We start from the raw sequence: 22,306 nt of genomic DNA on the forward strand, positions 1-22,306 counted from the left end.
GGGTTTTTTTGTGGGCGGCGACAGTGCTGCCAAGATGCAGTCCATGAACCGATCCGCCGCACCCGACCCCGACAACCTGGTGCTCACAGGCCTCGCGCCCATCGTCTCGCCCGCCACGGTCGTGCTGATCCTCGGCAGCTTTCCGGGTGTGCGCTCGCTTGAACGGCAGCAGTACTATGCGCATCCCCAAAACCAGTTCTGGAAGATCTTGCAAGCCGTCTGGCCCGACCACCCTTTGCCGACCGGCGCAGACAGCTATGCAAAAAAGAAGGCGTGGCTGCTCGATCGCGGCCTGGGCGTATGGGACGTGTACGCGGCCTGCGAGCGCGAAGGCAGCCTCGATTCGGCGATCCGCTCGCCGGTCGTGAACGACATCGCAGGCCTGAAGCTGCCGAAGCTCGCCGCCATTGCGCACAACGGCGGCGAGAGCTTCAAGCACGCACGCCACACGCGCACGCTCGGCGTGTCGGTCTACCAGCTGCCTTCCACCAGCCCCGCCAATGCGTCGTGGAGCTTCGAGCGCAAGCTCGCGGCCTGGCGCGAGGTCTTCGACGCCCACAAACTCACCTGATCCGATGGCCACGCGCACCACCCCCGTCCTTCCCGAAGTCAATTTCTCCGACTGGGGCGACATCCGTTATCTGCACCTGGGCACCGAATGGGTCCAGGGCTCGATGAAGCTCGATGCACCGTTCGAGATCGAACTCGAATACGTGCAGCGCATGATGGCCTGGCTGCTCTTCGTCGATGGCAAGACCGTCGCCAGCCGCCATGCGATGCAGCTCGGCCTCGGCGCGGCCACGCTCACCAAGTTCAGCCGCAAGACCCTGCGCATGCGCACCACGGCGGTCGAGCTCAACCCGCAGGTGGTGTCGGCCTGCCGCGGCTGGTTCAAGCTGCCGGCCGACGATCCGAAGCTGCGCGTGGTGATCGCCGATGCAGCCGTGGAGATCCGCAAGCCCGAGTGGCACGGCACCGTCGATGCGCTGCAGGTCGACCTGTACGACCATGAAGCGGCCGCACCCGTGCTCGACAGCGAAGACTTCTACGCCGACTGTCGCGCGCTGCTCACCGAAGACGGTTGCATGACGGTCAACCTCTTCGGCCGCTCGTCGAGCTACGAGCGCAGCCTCGAGAAGATCGCCGCCGCGTTCGGCGCCGATGCCGTCTGGGCCTTCAAGCCGACGCGCGAAGGCAACACGGTGGTGCTGGCGCAGCGCACGCCGAGCCGCCCGAAGCGCGAGGTGCTTGCCGAGCGCGCGCAAACGATCCAGACTCGCTGGAGTCTGCCCGCGCCGAAGTGGCTGCGGGTGTTCAAGCCCCTGAATACTTCCCTCACCCGAACCTCCGGCCCATGAGCGCTGTTCCCGCAGTTTCCGCCCCCGCACCCCTGGCCGCCCGCCACGAAGGCCCGCTCGACCTGCGCCGCCTGATCGAATGGCTGGCCACCGACGGCGTCATTTCCCCGATGGAGGCCAAGCGCACCATCGCGCGCTGCGCGCAGGCAGAAAGCCGCCAGGCACCGCTGGTTCGCCTGGCCAACGTGGCGATGACGCGCGAGAGCGACAACAAGCCGCTCGACCTCGAAGCCCTCACCCAATGGCTTGCCGGCCGCGCCAACCTGAGTTACTTGCGCATCGATCCGCTGAAGGTCGACGTGGGCAAGGTCGCCGACACCATGAGCGCGGCCTACGCCGAGCGCCACAAGGTGCTGCCGGTGCAGGTGCTGCCCAACGAAGTGGTCGTGGCGACGGCCGAGCCGTTTCTCACCGACTGGATCGCCGAGGTCGAGCGCCAGTCGAAGCGCACGGTGCGGCGCGTGGTGGCCAATCCGGCCGATATCCAGCGCTACACGGCCGAGTTCTTCGCGCTTGCCAAGTCGGTGCGCGCTGCGCAGAAGGCAGGTGGCAACACCGGCGGCGCGAGCTTCGAGCAGCTGGTCGAACTGGGCAAGAGCACCAAGCAGCTCGACGCCAACGACCAGAGCGTGGTGCAGGTGGTCGACTGGCTCTGGCAGTACGCCTTCGACCAGCGCGCGAGCGACATCCACCTGGAGCCGCGCCGCGAACAGGGCGTGATCCGTTTCCGCATCGACGGCATCCTGCATCCGGCCTACCAGATGCCGATGGGCGTGATGAACGCGATGGTCGCGCGCATCAAGCTGCTCGGCCGCATGGACGTGGTGGAAAAGCGCCGTCCGCTCGACGGCCGCATCAAGACCCGCAACATGCGCGGCGACGAAGTCGAAATGCGTCTGTCGACCTTGCCGACCGCCTTCGGCGAGAAGATGGTGATGCGGATCTTCGACCCCGACACCGCGGTGAAGGACCTCGATGCGCTCGGCTTCGCGCAGCACGATGCGCAGCGATGGGAGCAGTTGGTCACACGGCCCAACGGCATCATCCTGGTGACCGGCCCGACGGGCTCGGGCAAGACCACCACGCTGTACTCCACGTTGAAGCGCGTGGCGACTGAAGAAGTGAACGTGAGCACGGTCGAAGACCCGATCGAAATGATCGAGCCTTCGTTCAACCAGACGCAGGTGCAGCCGCAACTGGACTTCGGCTTCACCGAGGGACTGCGTGCGCTGATGCGGCAGGACCCGGACATCATCATGGTCGGCGAAATCCGCGACCTCGCCACCGCCGAGATGGCGGTGCAGGCCGCGCTCACCGGCCACCTCGTGTTCAGCACGCTGCACACCAACGATGCGCCCAGCGCCATCACGCGGATGATGGAACTGGGCGTGCCCTCGTATCTCATCACCGCCGTGATGCTCGGCGTGCTCGCACAGCGCCTCGTACGCACGCTGTGCCCGCATTGCAAGCAGCCCGACGACACGGTCACGCGCGAGAGCCTCGAGGCCATCGTCAAGCCGTGGCAGATCACCGGCTCCGTGCGCGCCTACAAGCCCGTGGGTTGCGTCGATTGCCGCATGACCGGCTACATGGGCCGCATGGGCCTCTACGAATTGCTGAGCGTGACCGAGGCCTTCAAGGACAAGGTCACCAAGGAGCCCAACCTCACCGGGCTCAGGCGCCAGGCCGTGATCGACGGCATGCGGCCACTGCGTCTTGCCGGCGCACTGCGCGTGGCCGAGGGCGTGACCACCATCGAAGAGGTCCTGAGCGCCACGCCGCCATTGGAGTGATGTAGTTCTTTGGGTTAACCCTAACCGTTCGGTTAGTGAAATCCACATCAGCCTGACCGCCAGCTGACCGGACAATCCCGCATCGAAACTTGTTCGAGGAGACTGTTCGTGAAAATCAAAAGTCAGAAAGACTTTTTCTCGGGTCTGATGTTCACTGTCGTGGGCGTGGCGTTCGCATGGGGCGCCACCACCTACAGCGTGGGCAGCGGCGCCCGGATGGGCCCGGGTTATTTCCCGTTGATGCTCGGCATCCTGATGGCCGTGATCGGCCTGGCGATCATGTTCAGCGGGCTCACCGTTGAAACGACCGACGGCGAGAAGATCGGCAAGTGGGCCTGGAAGCAGGTGGTGTTCATCCTGGGCGCCAACATCGCCTTCGGCATCCTGCTCGGCGGCCTGCCGAGCCTGGGCGTGCCTGCCATGGGAATGATCATCGCGATCTACGCGCTCGTGATCATCTCCAGCCTCGCGGGCCACGAGTTCAAGCTGCCCACCGTGCTGATCCTGGCCACCATCCTGGCCGTCGGCAGCTACGTTGCATTCATCTGGGCGCTCAAGCTGCAGATCCAGGTCTGGCCGACCTTCATCACCGGTTGAGAAGAAAGCTGCGCACATGGAATTGTTTGACCACCTCTCGATGGGTTTTGGCGTTGCCTTTACCTTCACCAACCTGCTGTACTGCCTTGTCGGCTGCATTCTGGGCACCCTGATCGGCGTGCTCCCGGGCATCGGCCCGGTCGCGACCATCGCGATGCTGCTGCCTGCTACGTACGCATTGCCGCCCGTCTCGGCGCTGATCATGCTGGCCGGTATTTACTACGGCGCGCAGTACGGCGGTTCGACCACCGCCATCCTTGTGAATCTGCCGGGCGAATCGTCCTCGGTGGTGACCGTGATCGACGGCTACCAGATGGCGCGCAAGGGCCGTGCGGGCCCCGCACTCGCGGCTGCGGGCCTCGGCTCGTTCTTCGCGGGTTGCGTCGGCACGCTGATCCTGGCTGCCTTCGCGCCGCCGCTGACCGAACTGGCCTTCAAGTTCGGCCCTGCCGAATACTTCTCGCTGATGATCCTGGGCCTGATCGGCGCCGTGGTGCTGGCTTCGGGCTCACTGCTCAAGGCCATCGCGATGATCGTGCTGGGCCTGTTGCTCGGCCTGGTCGGCACCGACGTGAACTCGGGTGTCGCGCGCTACAGCTTCGACGTGCCTGAACTCACCGACGGCATCGGCTTCGTGGCCATCGCCATGGGCGTGTTCGGCTACGGCGAAATCATCGCGAACCTGTCGCGTCCGGACGACGAGCGCGAGATCTTCACCGCCAAGGTCTCGGGCCTGTTCCCGACCAAGGAAGACTTCAAGCGCATGGTGCCGGCCGTGCTGCGCGGAACGGCGCTGGGCTCCTCGCTGGGCATCCTGCCCGGCGGCGGCGCGCTGCTGTCGGCCTTCGCGGCCTACACGATCGAGAAGAAGACCAAGCTGCATCCGGGCGAAGTGCCCTTCGGCAAGGGCAACATCCGCGGCGTGGCAGCTCCCGAGGCCGCCAACAACGCCGGTGCGCAGACCTCCTTCATCCCGCTGCTGACGCTGGGCATTCCGCCCAACGCCGTGATGGCGCTGATGGTGGGCGCGATGACCATCCACAACATCCAGCCGGGTCCGCAGGTGATGACCAGCAACCCCGAGCTGTTCTGGGGCCTGATCGCCTCGATGTGGCTGGGCAACGCGATGCTGATCATCCTGAACCTGCCGCTCATCGGCATGTGGATCAAGCTCCTGTCGGTGCCCTACAAGTTCCTGTTCCCGGCGATCGTCCTGTTCTGCGCCATCGGCGTTTACTCGACGAACAACAACACCTGGGACATCTGGATGGTCGGCATCTTCGGCCTGGTGGGCTACACCTTCTTCAAGCTGGGATGCGAGCCTGCGCCATTGCTGCTGGGCTTCATCCTGGGGCCGATGATGGAAGAGAACCTGCGCCGCTCGCTGCTTCTCTCGCGCGGTGACTGGAGCGTGTTCGTCACCCGTCCGATCTCCCTCGGACTGCTGCTGGCCGCTTTGCTGCTGCTGGTGATCGTGCTGCTGCCCGCGGTGAAGGCCAAGCGCGAAGAGGCGTTTGTCGAAGACTGATCGCGGCTCTCTGCCTGCTTGCAAAACGGCGCCTTCGGGCGCCGTTTTTTATTTCTGCTGCGGGATGTTCAGGGCGTGTGCGCAGGCCGCCGGGTACTCCCCTGCGCGAACGTCCCCGTCGCGTGATCGCGCCCTGAATGCCTCCTACGGCTTGGCAGCACGCAACGGCTTCATGTGCTGCCGCGCCATCGCCAGAAAGGCCAGCGCCGCCGGGCTCAGCGGATGCTTGGCCAGCCGCACCGCGACGACCGGGTATTCGAGTGTCGGACGCGTCACCGCCACGGCGCGAAGATTGCCCGGCATCAATACCTCCACATAGCGCGGCAGCAACGCCACGCCCGCGCCCGCCTGGATGAGGCCGAACGCCGTCGACAGCATCGACACGTGATGCACCACGTGCGGGTACACGTTCGCCACGCTCGACAACTGGCGGCTCACCGCGCGCCAGATGTTGGCGTCCGGGTTGACGTGGATGAAGGGCAGTGCGTCCAGGTGCTTCGCATCGACCACCACGCGCTGCGCGAGTGGATGGTCGTCGCGCACGAAGAGAGCCATGCGCTCGGTGAACAGCGGCTCGGTCGCGAGTTCCGAATGCTTTTGCCCGATGTCCGAGCCGAAGCCGAGGTCAGCCTCCTGCGAGAGGATGCGCGAGATCATCTGCTCGGCCGTGCTGTCGAGCAGGGTGGTCGCGAGCGTCGGGTGCTTCTGCGAGAAGCGGCCGAGCATCGGCGGCAGAAGGGCGCCCGCTGTGAGATGGCCGACAGCCAGCACGACGCGCCCTTCGCGCAGTTGCGACTGCGAGCGGCAAGCGCCTACCGATTCATCGATAAGCCGCAGCGCCCGAACGGCCGTCTCGACCATTACCTGACCCGCGCTCGTGAGCTGGATGCGGCGGCCGCGCACGATCAGCGGCTGCCCGAGCTGCTCTTCCATGCGCTTGACGAGATGGCTGATGGCCGGCTGCGTGAGCTGCAGACTTTCCGCTGCCAGCGTGAAGCTGCCCGATTCGGCGACCGCCGCCAGCGCCCGCAACTGCTGCAGCGAGACTTCTTCCGTGGCGTTCTTTGTCATAAGCCGCGCTCATAGTTGAATAAGCTGGATTATCTGGCTTGATGCACGGGGCCTGCATAGCATGCGAGTTTCCCCACGGGGCCAGAATCCAAGCACCATGAAAAGAATCCAGTTCCTTCAAGGGGCCGCCGTTGCGCTGCTGTGCATGGCCGCCTCGTCCGCCAGTTGGGCCGAGGGCTACCCGAACAAGCCGATCCGGCTCATCGTGCCGTTCCCCGCGGGCGGCGCCACCGACCTTTTCGCCCGTACGCTCGGGCAGAAGATGGGCGAGAAGCTCGGCACCCAGCTGATCATCGACAACAAGCCCGGCGCCGGCGGTGCCATCGGTTCCGACCAGGCCGCCAAGGCCGCGCCCGACGGCTACACGGTGCTGCTGGCCACCACCAGCACGCATTCGATCGGCCCGGCCGTCGTGCCCAGGCTGCCCTACGACACGGTGCGCGACTTCACGCCCATCGCGCACGTGGGCGATGCGCCCAGCATCATGCTGGTGCCGGTCACGTCGCCCGCCAAGACCGTGCGCGAGTGGATCGACTACGCCAAGAAGAACCCCGGCAAGCTCAACTACGCATCGAGCGGCAACGGCACCATCGTGCAGCTCACGGCCGAGCTCTTCAAGGCGCAGGCCGGCGTGTTCGTGACGCACATTCCCTACAAGGGCACCGCGCTCGCCATTCCCGACCTGATCAGCGGCAAGATCGACGTGCTCTTCGATTCGCTCCCCACCGGCATGCCGCATGTGCGCGACGGCCGCCTGCGCGCCCTGGGCGTGACGACGCTCAAGCGCTCGCCGCTTGCGCCCGAACTCCCGCCAATTGCCGACACGCTGCCGGGCTACGAGTCGAACACCTGGTTCGGCTTCTACGGCCCGAAGAACCTGCCGGCCGACATCGTGGCGCGCGTCAACAAGGCGGCCAACGAAGCCATTGCCGATCCGGAGGTGAAGGACAAGCTCGCGCGCCTGGGCATCGAGCCCGCCGCTGCCGGCACGCCCGAGCAGTTCGCGAAGATGGTGGCCGCCGACGCTGCCAAATGGAAAAAGATCGTGGTCGAACGCAAGATCACCAACGAATAACGAACGAGAGAACGCCGAAATGAACTTCGATTTCAACAATCCCTATCTCTCCACCCGCATCCCGATCTTCGCGCGCAACGTGGTGTCGACCTCGCACCCGCTCGCCTCGCAAGCGGGCCTGCGCATCCTTCAGCAGGGCGGCAACGCCGTCGATGCGGCCATCGCCACGGCGGCCGTGATGACGCTGGTCGAGCCGGTGAGCAACGGTCTCGGCAGCGACGCGTTCTGCATCCTGTGGGACGGCAAGGAGTTGCATGGCCTGAACGCCTCCGGCCCCGCGCCCAAGGCCTGGACGCCCGAGTACTTCAAGGCCAAGTACGGCGCCGATGCCGCCACGCCGCCGATGCGCGGCATCGACTCGGTCACCGTGCCGGGCGCGGTGCGCGGATGGGTCGCGATGAGCGATCGCTTCGGCAAGCTGCCGTTCGCCGATCTGCTGGCACCGGCCATCGACATCGCCGAGCGCGGCTATCTCGTGCCCCCGGTGGTGCAGGGCAAGTGGGCCGCGGCCGCGCCGCTGCTGGGTTCGCAACCCGGCTTTGCGCAGGCCTTCCTGCCCTGGGGCCGTGCGCCCGAGGTCGGCGAGCTGTTCCGCTTCGCCGCAGCGGCGCGTGCGCTCAAGGCCATCGCCCGCACCAAGGGCGAGGCCTACTACAACGGTGAAATCGCCGAGGCGCTCGCGAAGTTCTCGAAGGAGCAGGGCGGTGCGCTCACCGTGGCCGACCTCGCGGCCTACCAGCCCGAGTGGGTCGAGCCGATCTCGCGCGAGTACCGCGGCCACACGCTGCACGAAATTCCGCCGAACGGGCAGGGCATCGCGGCGCTGATCGCGCTCGGCATCCTCGAGAAGTTCGACATCGCTTCGCTGCCGGTCGATTCGGTCGAATCGCAGCACCTGCAGATCGAGGCGATGAAGCTCGCCTTTGCGGACGTGTACCACTACGTGTCGGAGCGCAAGACGATGACGGTGACGACCGAGCAACTGCTCGACGACGCCTACCTTGCATCGCAGGCGCGCCTCATCGACCGCAAGAAGGCGCAAGACTTCAAGGCCGGCAACCCGGTCAAGGGCGGCACCATCTACCTCACCGCGGCGGACGAGAGCGGCATGATGGTGAGCTTCATCCAGAGCAACTACATGGGCTTCGGCTCGGGCTGCGTGGAGCCCGAGTTCGGCATCAGCCTGCAGAACCGCGGCCATGGCTTCAGCCTGAAGGCCGAGAGCCCGAACGTGGTGGCACCGGGCAAGCGGCCGTTCCACACGATCATTCCGGCCTTCCTCACCAAGGACGGCCAGCCGGTCATGAGCTTCGGCGTGATGGGCGGCAACATGCAGCCGCAGGGCCACATGCAGACGCTGGTGCGCATGCTCGACTACGGGCAGAACCCGCAGGCCGCCTGCGATGCGCCGCGCTGGCGCTTCAACGCGGGCCTGGAGATCAACGTCGAGGCCGCGATGAATCCGAAGACCGTGCAGGGCCTGCGCGACCTCGGCCATCACCTGGACGTGATCGACGATTCGTACCAGGACTTCGGCGCCGGCCAGTTCATCTGGCGCGCGGGCGAGCCGTCGGTCGAAGGCTACGTGGCCGCGAGCGACCCGCGCCGCGACGGCGTGGCGGCAGGGTTTTAACGAGCGCGCGATGATCGGGGGATGACCAAGACCGCCGCGCAGACCGGCATCCCCTCTTCTTCTCATGCCGGCGCCAAGAGCATTGCGCCTGGCCTCATCCTCGCCTCGCTGGGCGCGATTGCGTTCAGCGGCAAGGCGATCATCGTCAAGCTGGCCTACCGCTACGGCGTCGACGCCATCACGCTCATCATGCTGCGCATGCTCTTTGCGCTGCCGCTGTTCGCGGTGATGGCTTGGTGGGCGGGGCGCGGCAAGCCGCCGCTCACCTTTCGCGACTGGCTCGGCGTGGTCGGCCTCGGCTTCTCGGGCTACTACCTCGCGAGCTTTCTCGACTTCGCGGGGCTGGCCTATATCTCGGCCAGCTTCGAGCGGCTGATCCTGTATCTCAACCCCACGCTGGTGCTGCTGTTCGGTTGGGTCCTGTACCGTCGGCGCGCCACGCGGCCACAGGTGCTGGGCATGGTTGTGAGCTACGCCGGGGTGCTGCTGGTGTTCGGCCACGAGCTGTGGACCGGTGGCGGCGGCAAGGGCGGCGGGGCGGCGGCCTGGGGCGCGTTCCTCGTCTTCCTGAGCGCGGTGAGCTATGCGGGCTACCTCGTCTACAGCGGCGAGTTCGTCAAGCGGCTGGGGTCGCTCAGGCTCGTGGGCCTGGCCACCACCGTGGCGTGCCTGCTGTGCATCCTGCAGTTCGTGCTGACGCGGCCGATCAGCGTGGCGATGCAGCTCGCGCCCGAGGTCATCTGGCTCTCGGTGCTCAACGCCACGGTGTGCACGGCGGTGCCTGTCCTGATGGTCATGATGGCCATCGAGCGCATCGGCCCCGCAGTGGCGGCGCAAACCGGCATGATCGGGCCCCTGTCGACCATCCTCATGGGGGTGGTCATACTCGATGAGCCGTTCACCGCGTGGATCGCGGCCGGCACGGTGCTCGTCATTGCGGGCATCTTCGTTTTCACACGCAAGGGGCGCGAAGCCCCTGCACGTTAGGAGCAACAAACATGGATCTGGGCATTGCAGGCAAGACCGCGCTGGTGTGCGGCGCGAGCAAGGGGTTGGGCTACGGCTGCGCCGAGGCGCTGGTGCGCGAAGGCGTCAACGTGGTGATCGTGGCGCGCGGCGCCGAGGCGCTGGAAGCGGCTGCGAAGAAGCTGGCCGAAACGGCGGGCGCATCGGGCAGCCCCTTCGTCAAGCATGTGGCCGCCGACATCACCACCGAAGCCGGCCGCGCCGCCGTGTTCGCACTGGGCCATGACTTCGACATCGTCGTCACCAACGCCGGCGGCCCGCCGCCCGGCGACTTCCGCAACTGGGACCGCGAGGCGTGGATCAAGGCGGTCGACGCGAACATGCTCACGCCCATCGAACTCATCAAGGCGACGGTGGACGGCATGGCCAAGCGCGGCTTCGGCCGCATCGTGAACATCACGTCGAGCTCGGTGAAGTCGCCCATCGACATCCTCGGCCTCTCGAACGGCGCGCGCAGCGGCCTCACCGGCTTCGTGGCCGGCGTGGCGCGCACGGCCGTCGCGGCGCAGGGCGTGACCATCAACAACCTGCTGCCGGGCTCATTCGACACTGATCGCCTCAAGGGCACCATGGCCGGCGCGGCCCAGAAGACCGGCCAGGACTTCGACACCGTGTGGGAAGCCCGCAAGAAGAACATTCCCGCCAGGCGCTTCGGCACGCCAGCGGAGTTCGGCGCCATCTGCGCGTTTCTCTGCAGCCAGCAGGCTGGCTACATGACGGGCCAGAACGTGCTGGCGGACGGCGGCGCCTACCCCGGCACCTACTGAGTCGGCTCACGGGCGAGGGGAGGCGCATCGTGAGCAGCAACAACAACAACAACAGCAGCAGGTCTTTCGAAAAAATAACGCTGGTGTCGGTCACCGGTCTGCCCGACGCGCGCGGCGCCGCGATGGCGCTGCAACACAGTCAGGCACAGATGCCCGGTGCGCGTGCGCTGCTGTGCAGCCCGCAGGCGCCCCATGACCTGCCAGGGGGCATCGCGCATGTGCCGATCGCGCCGCTGAACTACCACGAGTACGGCTGGTTCATGATGTTCGCGCTCTGGCGCGTGGTGCAGACCGAATTCGCACTGGTGGTGCAGGAAGACGGCTGGGTCGTCAACGCAAACAATTGGCGCGACGAATTCCTGGACTTCGACTACATCGGCGCACCGATCCATCTCGCGAAGATCGATACGCCCGAAGGCACGTACTGGCGCAACCGCTTCGAGTGGACCGATGAACTGCAGAAGCCCGGCCACGTCGTCACGCCGATCCAGAACGGCGGCTTCAGCCTGCGCAGCCGGCGCTTCATGCGAGCGCTGGTCGACCACCCGCACATCCGCGTCGAGATTCCGCCGCCCGATGCGGTGCAAGGCGATCCGCTGAAGATGCACTGGCAGCACAACGCGCTGCTCGAAGACGTGCAACTGAGCGGCGTGCTACGTCCCGCGCTCGAAGCGGCCGGCATGCGCTTCGCGCCGCTGGAGGTGGCGCGCAGTTTCTCCATCGAGCATGCGGGGCCGCAACTGCACCAGGGCTACAACGCGATGCTGCTGTTCGGGCACCACGCGAAGGTGCGGCAACTGGCGAGCTTGTCGCCGCTCACGCTGCGTTCGCTGATTCCGCTGTCCGAACTAGACGCCTGGTACGGCGAGCGCGACATCCTGCAGATGTTCGAGCGCAATGGCTATCGCATCGAGTTCGCGCCCGAGCCTGTGGCGCTGGATGCGGCGCCGCGCAGGGTGTACGACTGCATCACCTACAACGGCGAGGCCGACATCCTCGCGGCTCGGCTGCATGAACTGTCGGAGGTGGTCGATTGCTTCGTCATCGTCGAAGCCGACCGCACCTTCAGCGGTGAGCCGAAGGCCCTGCGTTTCGATGCCGCCGACCCGCGCATTGCCGCGTTCCTGCCGCGCATCCGCTACATCGCGGTACACGACATGCCGGTCGTCGATGAAGCCGCGGACGCGGTGCCCGTCGTCGGCGACTGGCTCTCCGACACGCCGAAGTCCGGCTTCTGGATTCGCGAGAAATTCCAGCGCAACCAGATCGTGCGAGGGCTGCACGATGCGGCGCCCGATGACTTGATCCTGATTTCCGATGCAGACGAGATTCCACGCGCGTCGGTGGTGCGGGCGATGCGGGACGACCGGCGGCACGCGATCTTCGGTTTGTGCCTGGCGTTCTATTACTTCTATGCGAACTATCGCAATGTCGAAGGACCGGAGGCATCGTCGGTGTGGACTGTCGCGGCGACGCGCGCGCAACTGGACGTGCTCACGCCCGATCAGTTGCGGATGCGGGTGCGCACCGGCGCCCAGCCAGCGCTGATCCTCGCGGATGCCGGCTGGCATCTCTCATACCTTGCAATGGACGAGGCCGCGGTGCGCGCGAAGATCCGTGGCTTTGCGCACCAGGAATACAACGCTGCTGAGTTCCTGGCTGCCATCGATATTCCGGCGCTGCTGGCTTCGGGCAAGGACTTGTATGACCGGCCGGGCTACGCGTGGCGGCTGGTCGGGCGTGACGAGGCGCCGCAGTGGCTGGCGGGCCAGCCGGCATTGGCGCATCTGTTCGCCGCAGTGCCTCCCGAGGCAACGCGCTACGCCAAGGAGTCTTATGTCACCGTCCAGCCGAGCCCCTTCGGTTTCTGGGAGCGCCATGCGAACCGCCATATTCTTCAGGCCTGCGCGTCCTTCATCCGGGGGCGCGTGCTCGATATCGGCTGCAACCACGGCGCGAGCACTTATTGGCTGCGCGAGAACCCGCAGGTGACTGAAGTGGTGGGCGTGGACCTGAACGAAGAGGCGTTGTCGCTCGCACGCGAACTCTTCGCGTCGGTGCCCCTGCCCAGCCTGTTCGTCGATCACGACATGACCAGCGACGGGCCGATCTTTCCGCCGGCCGACACTGTCGTGAGTTTTCATACGCTGGAGCACATCTACGCCGACGACGTACCTGGCTTTCTTTCGTCGGCCTGCCAGTCGCTTGCATCGGGTGGCTATTTCGTCATCTCGATTCCTTATGACCGCGCCTACCCGGACCCCTGCCATGTCGGCTTCTATACCGAAGCCAGCCTGATCCAGGTGATGGAGGTGGCGGGCTTGAAGGTCGTCGAGTGCTTCAAGGACGACCGGTTCGAGCAGAAAGACCTGCTGACGGGCGTGTTCCGCAAGTCTTGACTTGGGGGGACCGCCCTGTTGATCAGCGCCGCGACGCCACCACGATCCCACCTACGATCAGCACGAACGCCACCCCGTGATACCAGTGCGGCGCCTCGCGGAGAAACGCCGCCGACAGCACCGCCGCGAACAGCGGCGTGAGGTTCATGAAGATGCTCGCCGCCTGTGGCCCCGCGCGCTGCACGCCGGTGCCCCAGCAGCGATAGGCGACCACCGCCGGGCCGATGCCGATGAACGCCATCGCGGCGACCAGTGACCAGCCCAGGTCGATGTGGGCAGCAGTCAGCGTCCATTCGCCCGCGGCCAGCGCGCCCGACCAGGCGAGGCCGAACACCAGTTGCGCCATCAGGAAGGCGGCCCAGTCCTGCCGCACCTGCTTCGGCTCGTGCGTGCGCGCCAGCAGCCAGCTGTAGAAGGCCCAGGCGATGGTGCCCAGGATCATGTAGAGGTCGCCCGGCACCAGCCGCAGCGCGACCAGCTGGCGCCATTCGCCGCGGCTCAGCACCAGCAGCACGCCCAGCATCGAGAGCAGCGCACCGGCGATCTCGCGCGTGCTGATGCGGGCTCCGAAGAACAGCATGCCGACAGCGAGCATCCACAGAGGAAGGCTGGAGCCCACCAGCGTGACATTGATCGGCGTGGACGTCTGCAGCGCCATGTACTGGAACGCGTTGTACAGGCCGATGCCCAGCAGCCCGAGCACCGCGTAGCGCTTCCAGTGCGCCCAGAGCGGGCTGCCGCTGCGCAGCACCGAGGCCGCGAGCGGCAGCAGCAGCACGAACGCGATCACCCAGCGCACGAAGTTCAGCGTGAGCGGCGACACCAGCTCGCGCACCAGCCGGCCGACGACGGCATTGCCGGCCCACAGCAGCGGAGGCACGGTGAGAAGAAGAACGGTAAGGGAAGTGAGGCGCGGCTGCGATGTCGACATGGCCGCCGACTCTACCGGCTCTGCGCGGGCATCGCCCCGTGGCTTCGCCAAAGGCCCAAACGTGGCACCATGCGCCTCTTCTTTTTCTGCGCGTGGAGACTGCAACGATGTTGAGCAAAGCTGTCCGTATCGACCGCCATGGCGGCCCCGAAGAACTGAAGATCGTCGATGTGGAAGTCGGCGACCCCGGCCCCGGCGAGATCCGCATCCGCCACAAGGCCGTGGGCCTGAACTTCATTGACACCTACCAGCGCAGCGGTCTCTATCCGTTCCAGATGCCGCTCCAGCTGGGCATGGAAGCCTCGGGCGTGGTCGAGGCGGTGGGCGAGGGCGTGACGCACCTGAAGGCAGGCGACCGCGCCGCCTATGCGAGCCAGCCGCCCGGCGCTTACTGCGAGGCGCGCGTGATGCCGGCCAAGAACGTCTGCAAGCTGCCCGACGCCATCTCCTTCGAGACCGGCGCGGCCATGATGCTCAAGGGCCTGACCACGCAGTACCTGCTCAAGAAGACGCTGCCCGCCGAAGGCCTGCAGGCCGGCGACTTCATCCTGTTCCACGCGGCGGCCGGCGGTGTCGGCCTCATCGCCTGCCAGTGGGCCAAGGCATTGGGTCTGCAACTGATCGGCACCGCTGGCAGCGATGCCAAGTGCAAGCTGGCGCTCGACCACGGCGCGGCGCACGCCATCAACTACAGCACCGAGAACTTCGCGGCCCGCGTGAAGGAGATCACCGGCGGCAAGGGCGTGAAGGCGGTGTACGACTCGGTGGGCAAGGACACCTACGAGGGTTCCATCGACTGCCTGCGCCCCTTCGGATTGCTCGCGATCTTCGGCAACGGCTCGGGCCCGGTGCCGCCGATCAACCTGGGCACGCTGGCCTCCAAGGGCTCGCTCTACGTGACGCGGCCCACGCTGTTCACCCACATCGCCACGCGCGAGGCCACGCAGGCGATGGCCGACGACCTGTTCGCGGTGGTGGCGAGCGGCGCGGTGAAGATCCCGATCGACCAGCGCTACCCCCTGGCCGACGTGCAGCAGGCGCACCGCGACCTGGAAGCGCGCAAGACCACGGGCTGCACGATCCTCACGCTCTGAGTGAGGCCAAGCGGAGCAGGGCAGCCGCAGCCAGCCCTGTCCTACCCGCGGTGGGGTGTCATGCCTTCGACTTGTGGCGGGCGCACTTTGTAGGCTGTGCCCATCGCAACGAGGCAAGCCGTCATGAACATTCGCACCTTCATCGTCGAGGACAACCCCACCATCCGCGAGAGCCTCGTGGGCACGTTGCGCGAGGTGGCGCGGGTCGATCCGGTCGGCGAGGCCGAGACGGAAGCCGAAGGCTCGCGCTGGCTCACGCGCAACCTGGCGCTGTGGGACCTGGCCATCGTCGACCTGTTCCTGAAGGACGGCACCGGTTTCCGGGTGCTTGAGGCCTGTCGCCAGCGCAACCCGGCGCAAAAGATCGTGGTGCTCAGCAACTACGCCACGCCCGAGATCCGGCGCAAGTGCGCGCACCTGGGCGCGGACGCGGTGTTCGACAAGGCCACCGAAATCGACGACCTGATCGACTACTGCCAGCGCCGCCGTCAGGAGCGGTTCAGCTCTCAGCCAGCACACTGAGGTCGGGCATTCGGCGGTCGGCCTGCAAGCGATGCGGGTCTTCGCGAAAATCACCCTTTCAGGCGCGAGGAGCACGCGCCGGGCTCCGCAAATTGGCGACGAGATTCATGCGCGGAAATCACTCATTTTTCTGCTGCTGAATCTGCCGCACGGGTCGCGTCCGTGGGGCGTTCCTTCCCGTCATGTCCCGCTCCCGTTTTCTTCCCGACAACTTCACCTTTGCGCTTCTCTCGGTCGTTACCCTGGCCAGCCTGCTGCCCGCGAGCGGCGATGTGGCGCATCTGTTCGAGCGGCTGACGACTGTCGCCATCGGCCTCCTGTTCTTCCTGCACGGCGCCAAGTTGTCGCGCGAGGCGATCATGAATGGCATCACGCACTGGCGGCTGCACCTGCTGGTGTTCTGCAGCACCTTCATGCTGTTTCCGCTGCTGGGGTTGGCGCTCAAGCCGCTGCTCCTGCCGCTGATGACGCCCGAGCTCTACACCGGGGTGCTGTACCTCTGCGTGCTGCCGGCCACGGTGCAGTCGGCGATTGCGTTCACGGCGATGGCGCGGGGGAACCTGCCTGCTGCCATCTGCAGTGCGTCGGCATCTACCTTGCTGGGGGTGTTCATCACGCCTGTGCTGGTCAATCTCGTGGTGCTGCCGAATGGGGGACATGCAAGTTCTTCGCTCGGGTCGATCGGGCGGATCCTGCTGCAGTTGATGGTGCCGTTTCTCGTCGGGCATCTCTTGCGCCCCTGGATCGGCAAGTGGATTCAGCGTCGGGCTTCGGTGCTGAAGTTTGTGGACCAGGGGTCGATCCTGCTTGTCGTCTACACCGCCTTCAGTGCGGCGGTGATCGAGGGGCTTTGGCGGCAGGTGCCTGCGCATGCGCTCGTCGGGTTGCTCGTGGCCTGTGCGGTGGTGCTCGGGCTTGCATTGGGCTTGACGACGCTGATGGCGCGGAAGCTGGGGTTTGATCTGGAGGACGAGATCACCATCGTCTTTTGTGGCTCGAAGAAGAGCCTGGCGAGTGGGATTCCTATGGCGAAGGTGCTGTTTCCTTCGCATGCTGTGGGGGCGATCGTGCTGCCTTTGATGTTGTTTCATCAGATGCAGTTGATGGTTTGTGCTGTGTTGGCTCAGCGGTATGCGCGACGAGGGCGTGTTGAGCGTTCTGTCTTGAAGACGGCTGACTGAGGTTTGTTTTCCGAGGCCGGGTCTCGCCCCGGCGGGCGACTCACTTTCTTTTGCTTCGCCAAAAGAAAGTAAGCAAAGACAAGGCGACCCCGCTGTCTGCGACCCCTTCGCTGCGCTACGGGGCAACCTGCGGTGCTCGCGTTTCGCGGGGTCTCGCCGAACTCGCCTTCGGCTCAGACAGCGGCGAGCCCTGATCCGCGAAACGCTGTGCTCCTCGGCGCAGCCAGAGGGGGTGGATACCTGAGCGGGCCATCGCTTTGCTCGGCATGGCGTCGGGCCTTTGCTTCGCTCGGCCTCTGATCTCGGTGGGGGATGCTTCGCTTCGCGGCCGGACTTGCTCCCTCTCCCCTTGGGGAGAGGGCGGGGGTGAGGGCAGCAGCCTTCGTGCAAGTGAGGCGTTTTTTTTGCGCCGGCGGCCCTCACCCCAACCCTCTCCCCGAGGGGAGAGGGAGCCAAACCCGAGCAAACCCGAGCCAAGCCGAGCGAAGCAAAGGCCCGAGGAAGCCGCCGAGCGAAGCGATGGCGTATTGGGTCCCCAACCCCTTCTGTCTGCGCCGAGGAGCGGAGCGTTTCGCGGATCAGGGCTCGCCCTTGTTTGAGCGAAGCGAGTTTGGGCGAGACCCCGCGGAACGTGAGCACCGCAGGTTGCCCGCAGCGAAGCGGAGGGACGCAGACAGCAGGGTCGCCTTTTCTTTGCTTACTTTCTTTTGGCGAAGCAAAAGAAAGTAAGTCGCCCGCCGGGGCGAGACCCGGCCTCGGAACAAAAAAAGAAACCTAGCTCTCGATCTTCCCAAGCCGAGACTCCCGCAACCGACTAGGCGCCAAAGCCCCAGCCGATTCCAGAATCGGATAAGCAATAGAACAAATATGCGAATTGATCCGCTTCAAATCGCTGATCAAGTCGATATGCAGCGAACTTGTCTCGATGCTCAGCGTGGTCCGATCCGACAACCGATCCAGGTGAGTCGTCGCATAAGCCCGCTCCAGATCCCGAAACCGTGCCTTCTCTTCCAGAAGCTTCTGCGCATCCCGAACATTCCCGTTCAGGAACACGCTCATGCTCAAGCGCAGGTTCGCCACCAGCCGCCCATGCAGCTCGACGATCTCCGCCATCCCGGCCTCCGAGAAGTTGCGCTGCGGTTTGATCTTCTTGTCTTCCACATCGATGATCACCCGCTCGATGATGTCGCCGATCTGCTCCATGTTGATCGTGAAGCTGATGATGTCCGTCCAGCGCCGGCTTTCCTCTTCGCCCAGCGCCTCGCGCGAGATGCGCGTCATGTAGTACTTGATCGCCGAGTACAGCTCGTCCACCGTGTCGTCCAGCTGCCGCAGCTCCTGCGACAGCCGCGTGTCGTTGTTGCGGATCACGTCGAGCACGCCGATCAGCATGGTCTCCACGATGTCGGCCTGGTGCAGTGCCTCGCGCGCGGCGTTCGAGATCGCGAGCGAGGGCGTCGAGAGCGCCGAGGGGTCCAGGTGGTGCGGGCGGCTGGTGCCCGAGGCCTGCGGGGTTGGCAGCATGCGCGTGACGAGCTTGGCGATCCACTGCGTGAGGCCGATGAAGCCCACGCTGATCACGACGTTGAATGCCAGGTGGAACAGCACCACGCCGTGCGTCTGGTTCGGCAGCTCGGGCTGCACGTAGCGGATCCACAAGCCCACGAAAGGCGCGACGATCGCCACGCCCAGTGCCTTGAAGACGAGGTTGCCGACCGTCACCTGCCGCACCGACACGGCCGACTTTGCCGTGGTCAGCACCGCCAGCAAACCGCTGCCGAGGTTGGCGCCGAGCACGAGGCCGAGCGCCACATCCAGCGGCACCACATTCGACGTCGCCATGGCCGCGACCAGCAGCACCACCGCGAGGCTCGAATAGGCCACGATGGCCAGCACCGCGCCGATGGTGATCTCGAGCAGCACGTCGCTGTTGATCGACGCGAGCAGCGCACGCACCGCGGGCGACGAGAACAGGGGTTCGGTCGCTTCCACCACCAGCTGCAGCGCGAGCAGCATCAGCCCCAACCCGATCAGCACGCGTCCCACCCGTCCCGCCACAGTGGCCGAGCGCGTGATGAACAGCACCACTCCCACGAAGATGAACATCGGCGAGAGCCATGACAGATCCGCTGAAAACAGCACCGAGATCAGCGCTGTGCCCACGTCGGCCCCCCGCATCACCGCCAGCGCCGCGGGCAGCGTGACCAGGCCCTGCCCGACGAAGGACGAGGTCATGAGCGAGGTGGCGGTGCTCGACTGCACCAGCGCGGTCACGCCGATGCCCGAGAGGGCGGCAGTGAACCGGTTGCGCATGCTCTGCACAAGGATCTTGCGCAGGTTGGCGCCGAACACGCGCAGCACGCCGGTGCGAACCAGATGGGTGCCCCACACCAGCAGTGCCACTGCCGCGAGCAGATTCAGGAGATGCTTCATGGGTGTCGGGTTCTGTCCTTTTCGTTTTGGTTCGTTTCGACCCCATTTTCCACAAGTGGCGGTTCAGAAGGTGAGAAGAAACCGTAGCGAGCGGTTCGAGCCTGCGCCGAGGACCGGAGCCGTACTCCGTACGGTGAGGACCGCAGGTGCGAGATCGGACCGCGCAGCAGGTTTATTCACACCTTTTCAGTCGATCAGGGTTCCGTTGTCGTGGAAAGGAAAGGGGCCTTCGAAGAGGCCGGAAGCCGCCAGATGGGTGACGAGCCGGCCGCTTCGCGCGGACCACGCATGCACGCGGAAAGCGGGCGGCTCCAAGGTCCAGGCGGAGGCCGCGCCGGGCGCCAGGTCGAGGCAAACCTGGTGCGCAGGCGCCGGCGAGGTCGAGGCGATCGTGCCGCCGAAGCGCACGTCGATGGCACGGTGCAGGTGCCCGCAGATCACGCGCTCGACATTGGGATAGCGGGCGATCAGCGTTTCGAGCGCGCCAGCGCCTTCGAGCAGGCCGATCTCGTCCATGTGGCCGATCAGCGTCGTGAAGGGCGGGTGGTGCATCGCGACCACGACGGGCTCATCGCGGCAGGCGTCGAGCATGGCTTCGAGCCAGCCCAGGCGCCGCTCGCACAGCGTGCCGTGGCTCGCGCCGGGCACGCAGGTATCGAGCGTGAGGAGCCGCAGCCCGCCGACACGCACCGAATACTGGATGAACCCGGCCGTGTCTTGGCCCGTGCCGAGGTATGCATGCCCGGGAAAGCTCTTGCGCAACTGGTCGCGGTCGTCGTGGTTGCCGGGCATCAGGTAGATCGGCATGGTGAGCGGGGCGAGCAGGCGCGCGAGGTGCTCGTACTCGGCGGCGCGGCCGAAGTCGGTCAGGTCACCGGTGATCACGACCGCATCGGGTTGCTGCGGCAGGGCGAGCACCGACTGGACCGCCTGCTGAAGATACGGCGCGGTGTCGATGCGGCCATAAGCCAGCCGGCCCGGCTCGCGGATGTGAAGGTCGGTCAGTTGGACCAGAAAAGTGTCTTGCATCGTTGTTGTGCTCATGCCGTGGGCTCCTGCGACGTCATCAGGCGGTCGGGATGGACGCGAAGGCCTACCGGATCGCCCGGACCGAAGGGGTTGTCGCGCCCCACATCGGCCACGAGCAGCGGCTGGTCGTGCACGCGCAACTGAAGCTGCACGCGGTCGCCGAGGAAGGTGCGGCGCTCGACGGTGGCACTGCCCCAGTCGGGCCGGGGCGCGCTCACCTCGACATCTTCGGGCCGCACCAGCAGCGTCGCATGGTCTTGCCAGGCGGGCGGGCAAGGCAGCGTGCCTCCGCCGAGTCGGACAACGCCCTGCGCGATGGCCTCGGGCGCGCGCTCCAGCCGGTTCACCCGGCCGAGGAACTCCGCGACGAAGGGGTGCGACGGCGCGCGGTACAGGTCTTCACCGCGGCCGACCTGCACGATGCGGCCGGCGCGCATCACGGCCAGGCGGTCGGCGATGGCCAGCGCCTCCTGCTGGTCGTGCGTCACGTGGATGGCGGTGATGTGCAGGCGGCGCAGCAACTCGGCGAGCTCGTCGCGCAGCGACTCCTTGAGCTTGGCGTCGAGCGCGGCCAGCGGCTCGTCCAGCAGCAGCACGCGGGGGCGCACGGCGACGGCGCGCGCCAGGGCCACGCGCTGGCGCTGGCCGCCGGAGAGTTCGGCGGGGCGCTTGTTCTCCAGCCCGCCGAGGCGCACGAGATCGACGAGTTCGCCGACCGCGCGTTTCTCTTCAGCGGGCGACACGCCGCGGATGCGGAGGCCATAGCCGATGTTGGCCGCCACGGTCATCTGCGGAAAAAGCGCGTAGCTCTGGAACACCATGCCCACGCCGCGATGCTCCACCGGGCGCTGTGTGACGTCCTGGTCGCCGAAGACGATGCGGCTGCCCGCATCGGGCGCCTCCAGCCCCGCGATCAGCCGCAGCAGCGTGGTCTTGCCGCAGCCCGAGGGGCCGAGCAGCGCGAGCACCTCGCCGGCCTCCACGTGCAGGTCGGTGGGTTGCAGGCCGCGCGTGCCGTCGGCGTAGGTCTTCGCGCAGTTCGCGATGTCGATGGGGATGCGTTCAAGTTCCATGGCGTTTCTGCATCAGGTTGGCAAGGTACTGCAGGCCCCACAGCACCGGGAGGATCACTGCGAAGAAGACCAGCGTGTAGGCCGATCCGATCTCGATGCGCATCGAGGCGTAGCTGTCGGCCAGACCGACGGGCAGGGTGCGGGTGAGCGGCGTGTGCAGCATCCAGGTGAGATTGAATTCGCCCACCGAGAGCGTGAAGACCATCAGGCTGCCGGCCACGATGGCGGGGAACACCGCGGGCACGAGGATGCCCATGAAGCGCTGGCGGAAGTTCGCGCCCAGCGAGCGCGCGGCTTCTTCGAGCGCGAGCAGGTCGTCGCGCTGGAAGGCCGAGCTCACGGTGCGCACCATGAAGGGCAGCGTGAAGACGATGTGGCCCACGAGGATGAAGGCAAAGCTTGTGCGAAAGGCGGTGAGCTGGCCGTAGGCGAGGATCAGTGCAAGCGCCGTCGCGAGGCCCGGCACCGCGACCGGCAGCGTCAGCAATTCCTCGAAGATGCGCGCGGCCCGGGAGCGGCTGCGCGCGAGTGCATAGGCGCAAGGCACGCCGAGCAGCACGGTGCAGATCACGCAGGCGACGGCCAGCCCGATCGACCAGCCGACGGTGCCGCCGTAGTTCTCCCACACCTCGCCGAGCCAGCGCAGCGTGAGGCCGCTCTTGAGGCCCGCGCTGTAGTTGTTGACCAGCCCCGCCATCACCGACAGCAGCATCGGCGCGATCATGAAGAGGCTCACCAGCACGGTGATGGCGAGCAGGAAGGGGGCTCTGGGTTGCGATGTCGTGCGCATTCGGAT

At 66.1% G+C, this 22,306-nt stretch carries 19 protein-coding genes; 13 read left to right on the forward strand and 6 right to left on the reverse strand.

Annotated elements, in window-relative coordinates; translation table 11 throughout:
- Nucleotides 1-43: 43 nt before the first annotated feature.
- The 5 genes from QF040_RS31795 (at nt 44) to QF040_RS31815 (ending at nt 5,276) form a co-directional block, all read left to right on the forward strand.
- Nucleotides 44-571: a DNA-deoxyinosine glycosylase gene (locus QF040_RS31795; RefSeq protein ID WP_429614238.1), complete on the forward strand. Its 528-nt coding sequence runs from the start codon at nt 44-46 to the stop codon at nt 569-571.
- A 4-nt stretch (nt 572-575) separates the two neighbouring features.
- Nucleotides 576-1,358 (forward strand): hypothetical protein, encoded by a 783-nt coding sequence (locus QF040_RS31800; RefSeq protein WP_013539804.1) that lies wholly within the window; start codon nt 576-578, stop codon nt 1,356-1,358.
- Nucleotides 1,355-3,151 (forward strand): GspE/PulE family protein, encoded by a 1,797-nt coding sequence (locus QF040_RS31805; RefSeq protein ID WP_429614239.1) that lies wholly within the window; start codon nt 1,355-1,357, stop codon nt 3,149-3,151. Before QF040_RS31800 ends, QF040_RS31805 begins: the two co-directional genes overlap by 4 nt.
- A 108-nt stretch (nt 3,152-3,259) precedes the next feature.
- Entirely contained in the window at nt 3,260-3,748 is a 489-nt protein-coding gene (locus tag QF040_RS31810; RefSeq protein WP_429614240.1) for a tripartite tricarboxylate transporter TctB family protein, read from the forward strand.
- A 16-nt stretch (nt 3,749-3,764) separates the two neighbouring features.
- A complete protein-coding gene (locus QF040_RS31815; protein WP_013539807.1) occupies nt 3,765-5,276 on the forward strand; it encodes a tripartite tricarboxylate transporter permease in 1,512 nt (503 codons plus the stop codon).
- A 144-nt stretch (nt 5,277-5,420) separates the two neighbouring features.
- On the opposite strand, the gene QF040_RS31820 is transcribed toward QF040_RS31815, so the two are convergent.
- The gene (locus QF040_RS31820; protein ID WP_429614241.1) at nt 5,421-6,347 is read right to left on the reverse strand and encodes a LysR family transcriptional regulator; all 927 of its coding nucleotides are present in this window, start codon (nt 6,345-6,347) and stop codon (nt 5,421-5,423) included.
- Between the two features lie 97 nt (nt 6,348-6,444).
- On the opposite strand from QF040_RS31820, the gene QF040_RS31825 reads away from it, so the two are divergent.
- The 5 genes from QF040_RS31825 to QF040_RS31845 are packed head-to-tail and all read left to right on the forward strand — an operon-like array spanning nt 6,445 to nt 13,247.
- Entirely contained in the window at nt 6,445-7,422 is a 978-nt protein-coding gene (locus QF040_RS31825; protein ID WP_429614242.1) for a Bug family tripartite tricarboxylate transporter substrate binding protein, read from the forward strand.
- A 19-nt stretch (nt 7,423-7,441) separates the two neighbouring features.
- Nucleotides 7,442-9,055 (forward strand): gamma-glutamyltransferase family protein, encoded by a 1,614-nt coding sequence (locus tag QF040_RS31830; protein ID WP_429614243.1) that lies wholly within the window; start codon nt 7,442-7,444, stop codon nt 9,053-9,055.
- A 21-nt stretch (nt 9,056-9,076) separates the two neighbouring features.
- Nucleotides 9,077-10,042, forward strand: coding sequence for a DMT family transporter (locus QF040_RS31835; protein ID WP_429614244.1), 966 nt, complete (start codon nt 9,077-9,079; stop codon nt 10,040-10,042).
- 11 nt (nt 10,043-10,053) lie between these two features.
- Nucleotides 10,054-10,848 (forward strand): SDR family oxidoreductase, encoded by a 795-nt coding sequence (locus QF040_RS31840; RefSeq protein ID WP_429614245.1) that lies wholly within the window; start codon nt 10,054-10,056, stop codon nt 10,846-10,848.
- A 29-nt stretch (nt 10,849-10,877) separates the two neighbouring features.
- On the forward strand, nt 10,878-13,247 hold the full coding sequence (locus QF040_RS31845; protein ID WP_429614246.1) for a DUF5672 family protein: 2,370 nt from the start codon (nt 10,878-10,880) through the stop codon (nt 13,245-13,247).
- A gap of 22 nt (nt 13,248-13,269) precedes the next feature.
- On the opposite strand, the gene QF040_RS31850 is transcribed toward QF040_RS31845, so the two are convergent.
- Nucleotides 13,270-14,178 (reverse strand): DMT family transporter, encoded by a 909-nt coding sequence (locus tag QF040_RS31850; RefSeq protein ID WP_429614247.1) that lies wholly within the window; start codon nt 14,176-14,178, stop codon nt 13,270-13,272.
- Nucleotides 14,179-14,285: 107 nt separating this feature from the next.
- Between QF040_RS31850 and QF040_RS31855 the strand changes: the two genes are divergently transcribed.
- The 3 genes from QF040_RS31855 to QF040_RS31865 all read left to right on the forward strand — a co-directional run bounded on the left by QF040_RS31855 (nt 14,286) and on the right by QF040_RS31865 (nt 16,975).
- Nucleotides 14,286-15,272, forward strand: coding sequence for a quinone oxidoreductase family protein (locus QF040_RS31855; protein WP_429614248.1), 987 nt, complete (start codon nt 14,286-14,288; stop codon nt 15,270-15,272).
- A 123-nt stretch (nt 15,273-15,395) separates the two neighbouring features.
- Nucleotides 15,396-15,794, forward strand: a complete 399-nt coding sequence (locus QF040_RS31860) for a response regulator (protein WP_429614249.1) — start codon at nt 15,396-15,398, stop codon at nt 15,792-15,794.
- Nucleotides 15,795-15,976: 182 nt separating this feature from the next.
- Nucleotides 15,977-16,975, forward strand: coding sequence for a bile acid:sodium symporter family protein (locus QF040_RS31865; protein ID WP_429614250.1), 999 nt, complete (start codon nt 15,977-15,979; stop codon nt 16,973-16,975).
- 774 nt (nt 16,976-17,749) lie between these two features.
- Here QF040_RS31865 and QF040_RS31870 read toward each other — a convergent pair.
- The 4 genes from QF040_RS31870 to QF040_RS31885 form a co-directional block, all read right to left on the reverse strand.
- Nucleotides 17,750-19,408 (reverse strand): Na/Pi cotransporter family protein, encoded by a 1,659-nt coding sequence (locus QF040_RS31870; protein WP_307509985.1) that lies wholly within the window; start codon nt 19,406-19,408, stop codon nt 17,750-17,752.
- Nucleotides 19,409-19,594: 186 nt separating this feature from the next.
- Nucleotides 19,595-20,452: a phosphodiesterase gene (locus tag QF040_RS31875; protein ID WP_429614251.1), complete on the reverse strand. Its 858-nt coding sequence runs from the start codon at nt 20,450-20,452 to the stop codon at nt 19,595-19,597.
- Nucleotides 20,449-21,510 (reverse strand): ABC transporter ATP-binding protein, encoded by a 1,062-nt coding sequence (locus tag QF040_RS31880; RefSeq protein ID WP_429614252.1) that lies wholly within the window; start codon nt 21,508-21,510, stop codon nt 20,449-20,451. Before QF040_RS31880 ends, QF040_RS31875 begins: the two co-directional genes overlap by 4 nt.
- The gene (locus tag QF040_RS31885; protein WP_429614253.1) at nt 21,500-22,300 is read right to left on the reverse strand and encodes an ABC transporter permease; all 801 of its coding nucleotides are present in this window, start codon (nt 22,298-22,300) and stop codon (nt 21,500-21,502) included. The genes QF040_RS31880 and QF040_RS31885 overlap by 11 nt, the downstream gene beginning before the upstream one ends.
- Between the last annotated feature and the right edge of the window lie 6 nt (nt 22,301-22,306).

Origin of the sequence: Variovorax sp. W2I14, assembly GCF_050435205.1 — a bacterium.
In the GTDB taxonomy this organism is placed as follows: domain Bacteria; phylum Pseudomonadota; class Gammaproteobacteria; order Burkholderiales; family Burkholderiaceae_C; genus Variovorax; species Variovorax paradoxus_C.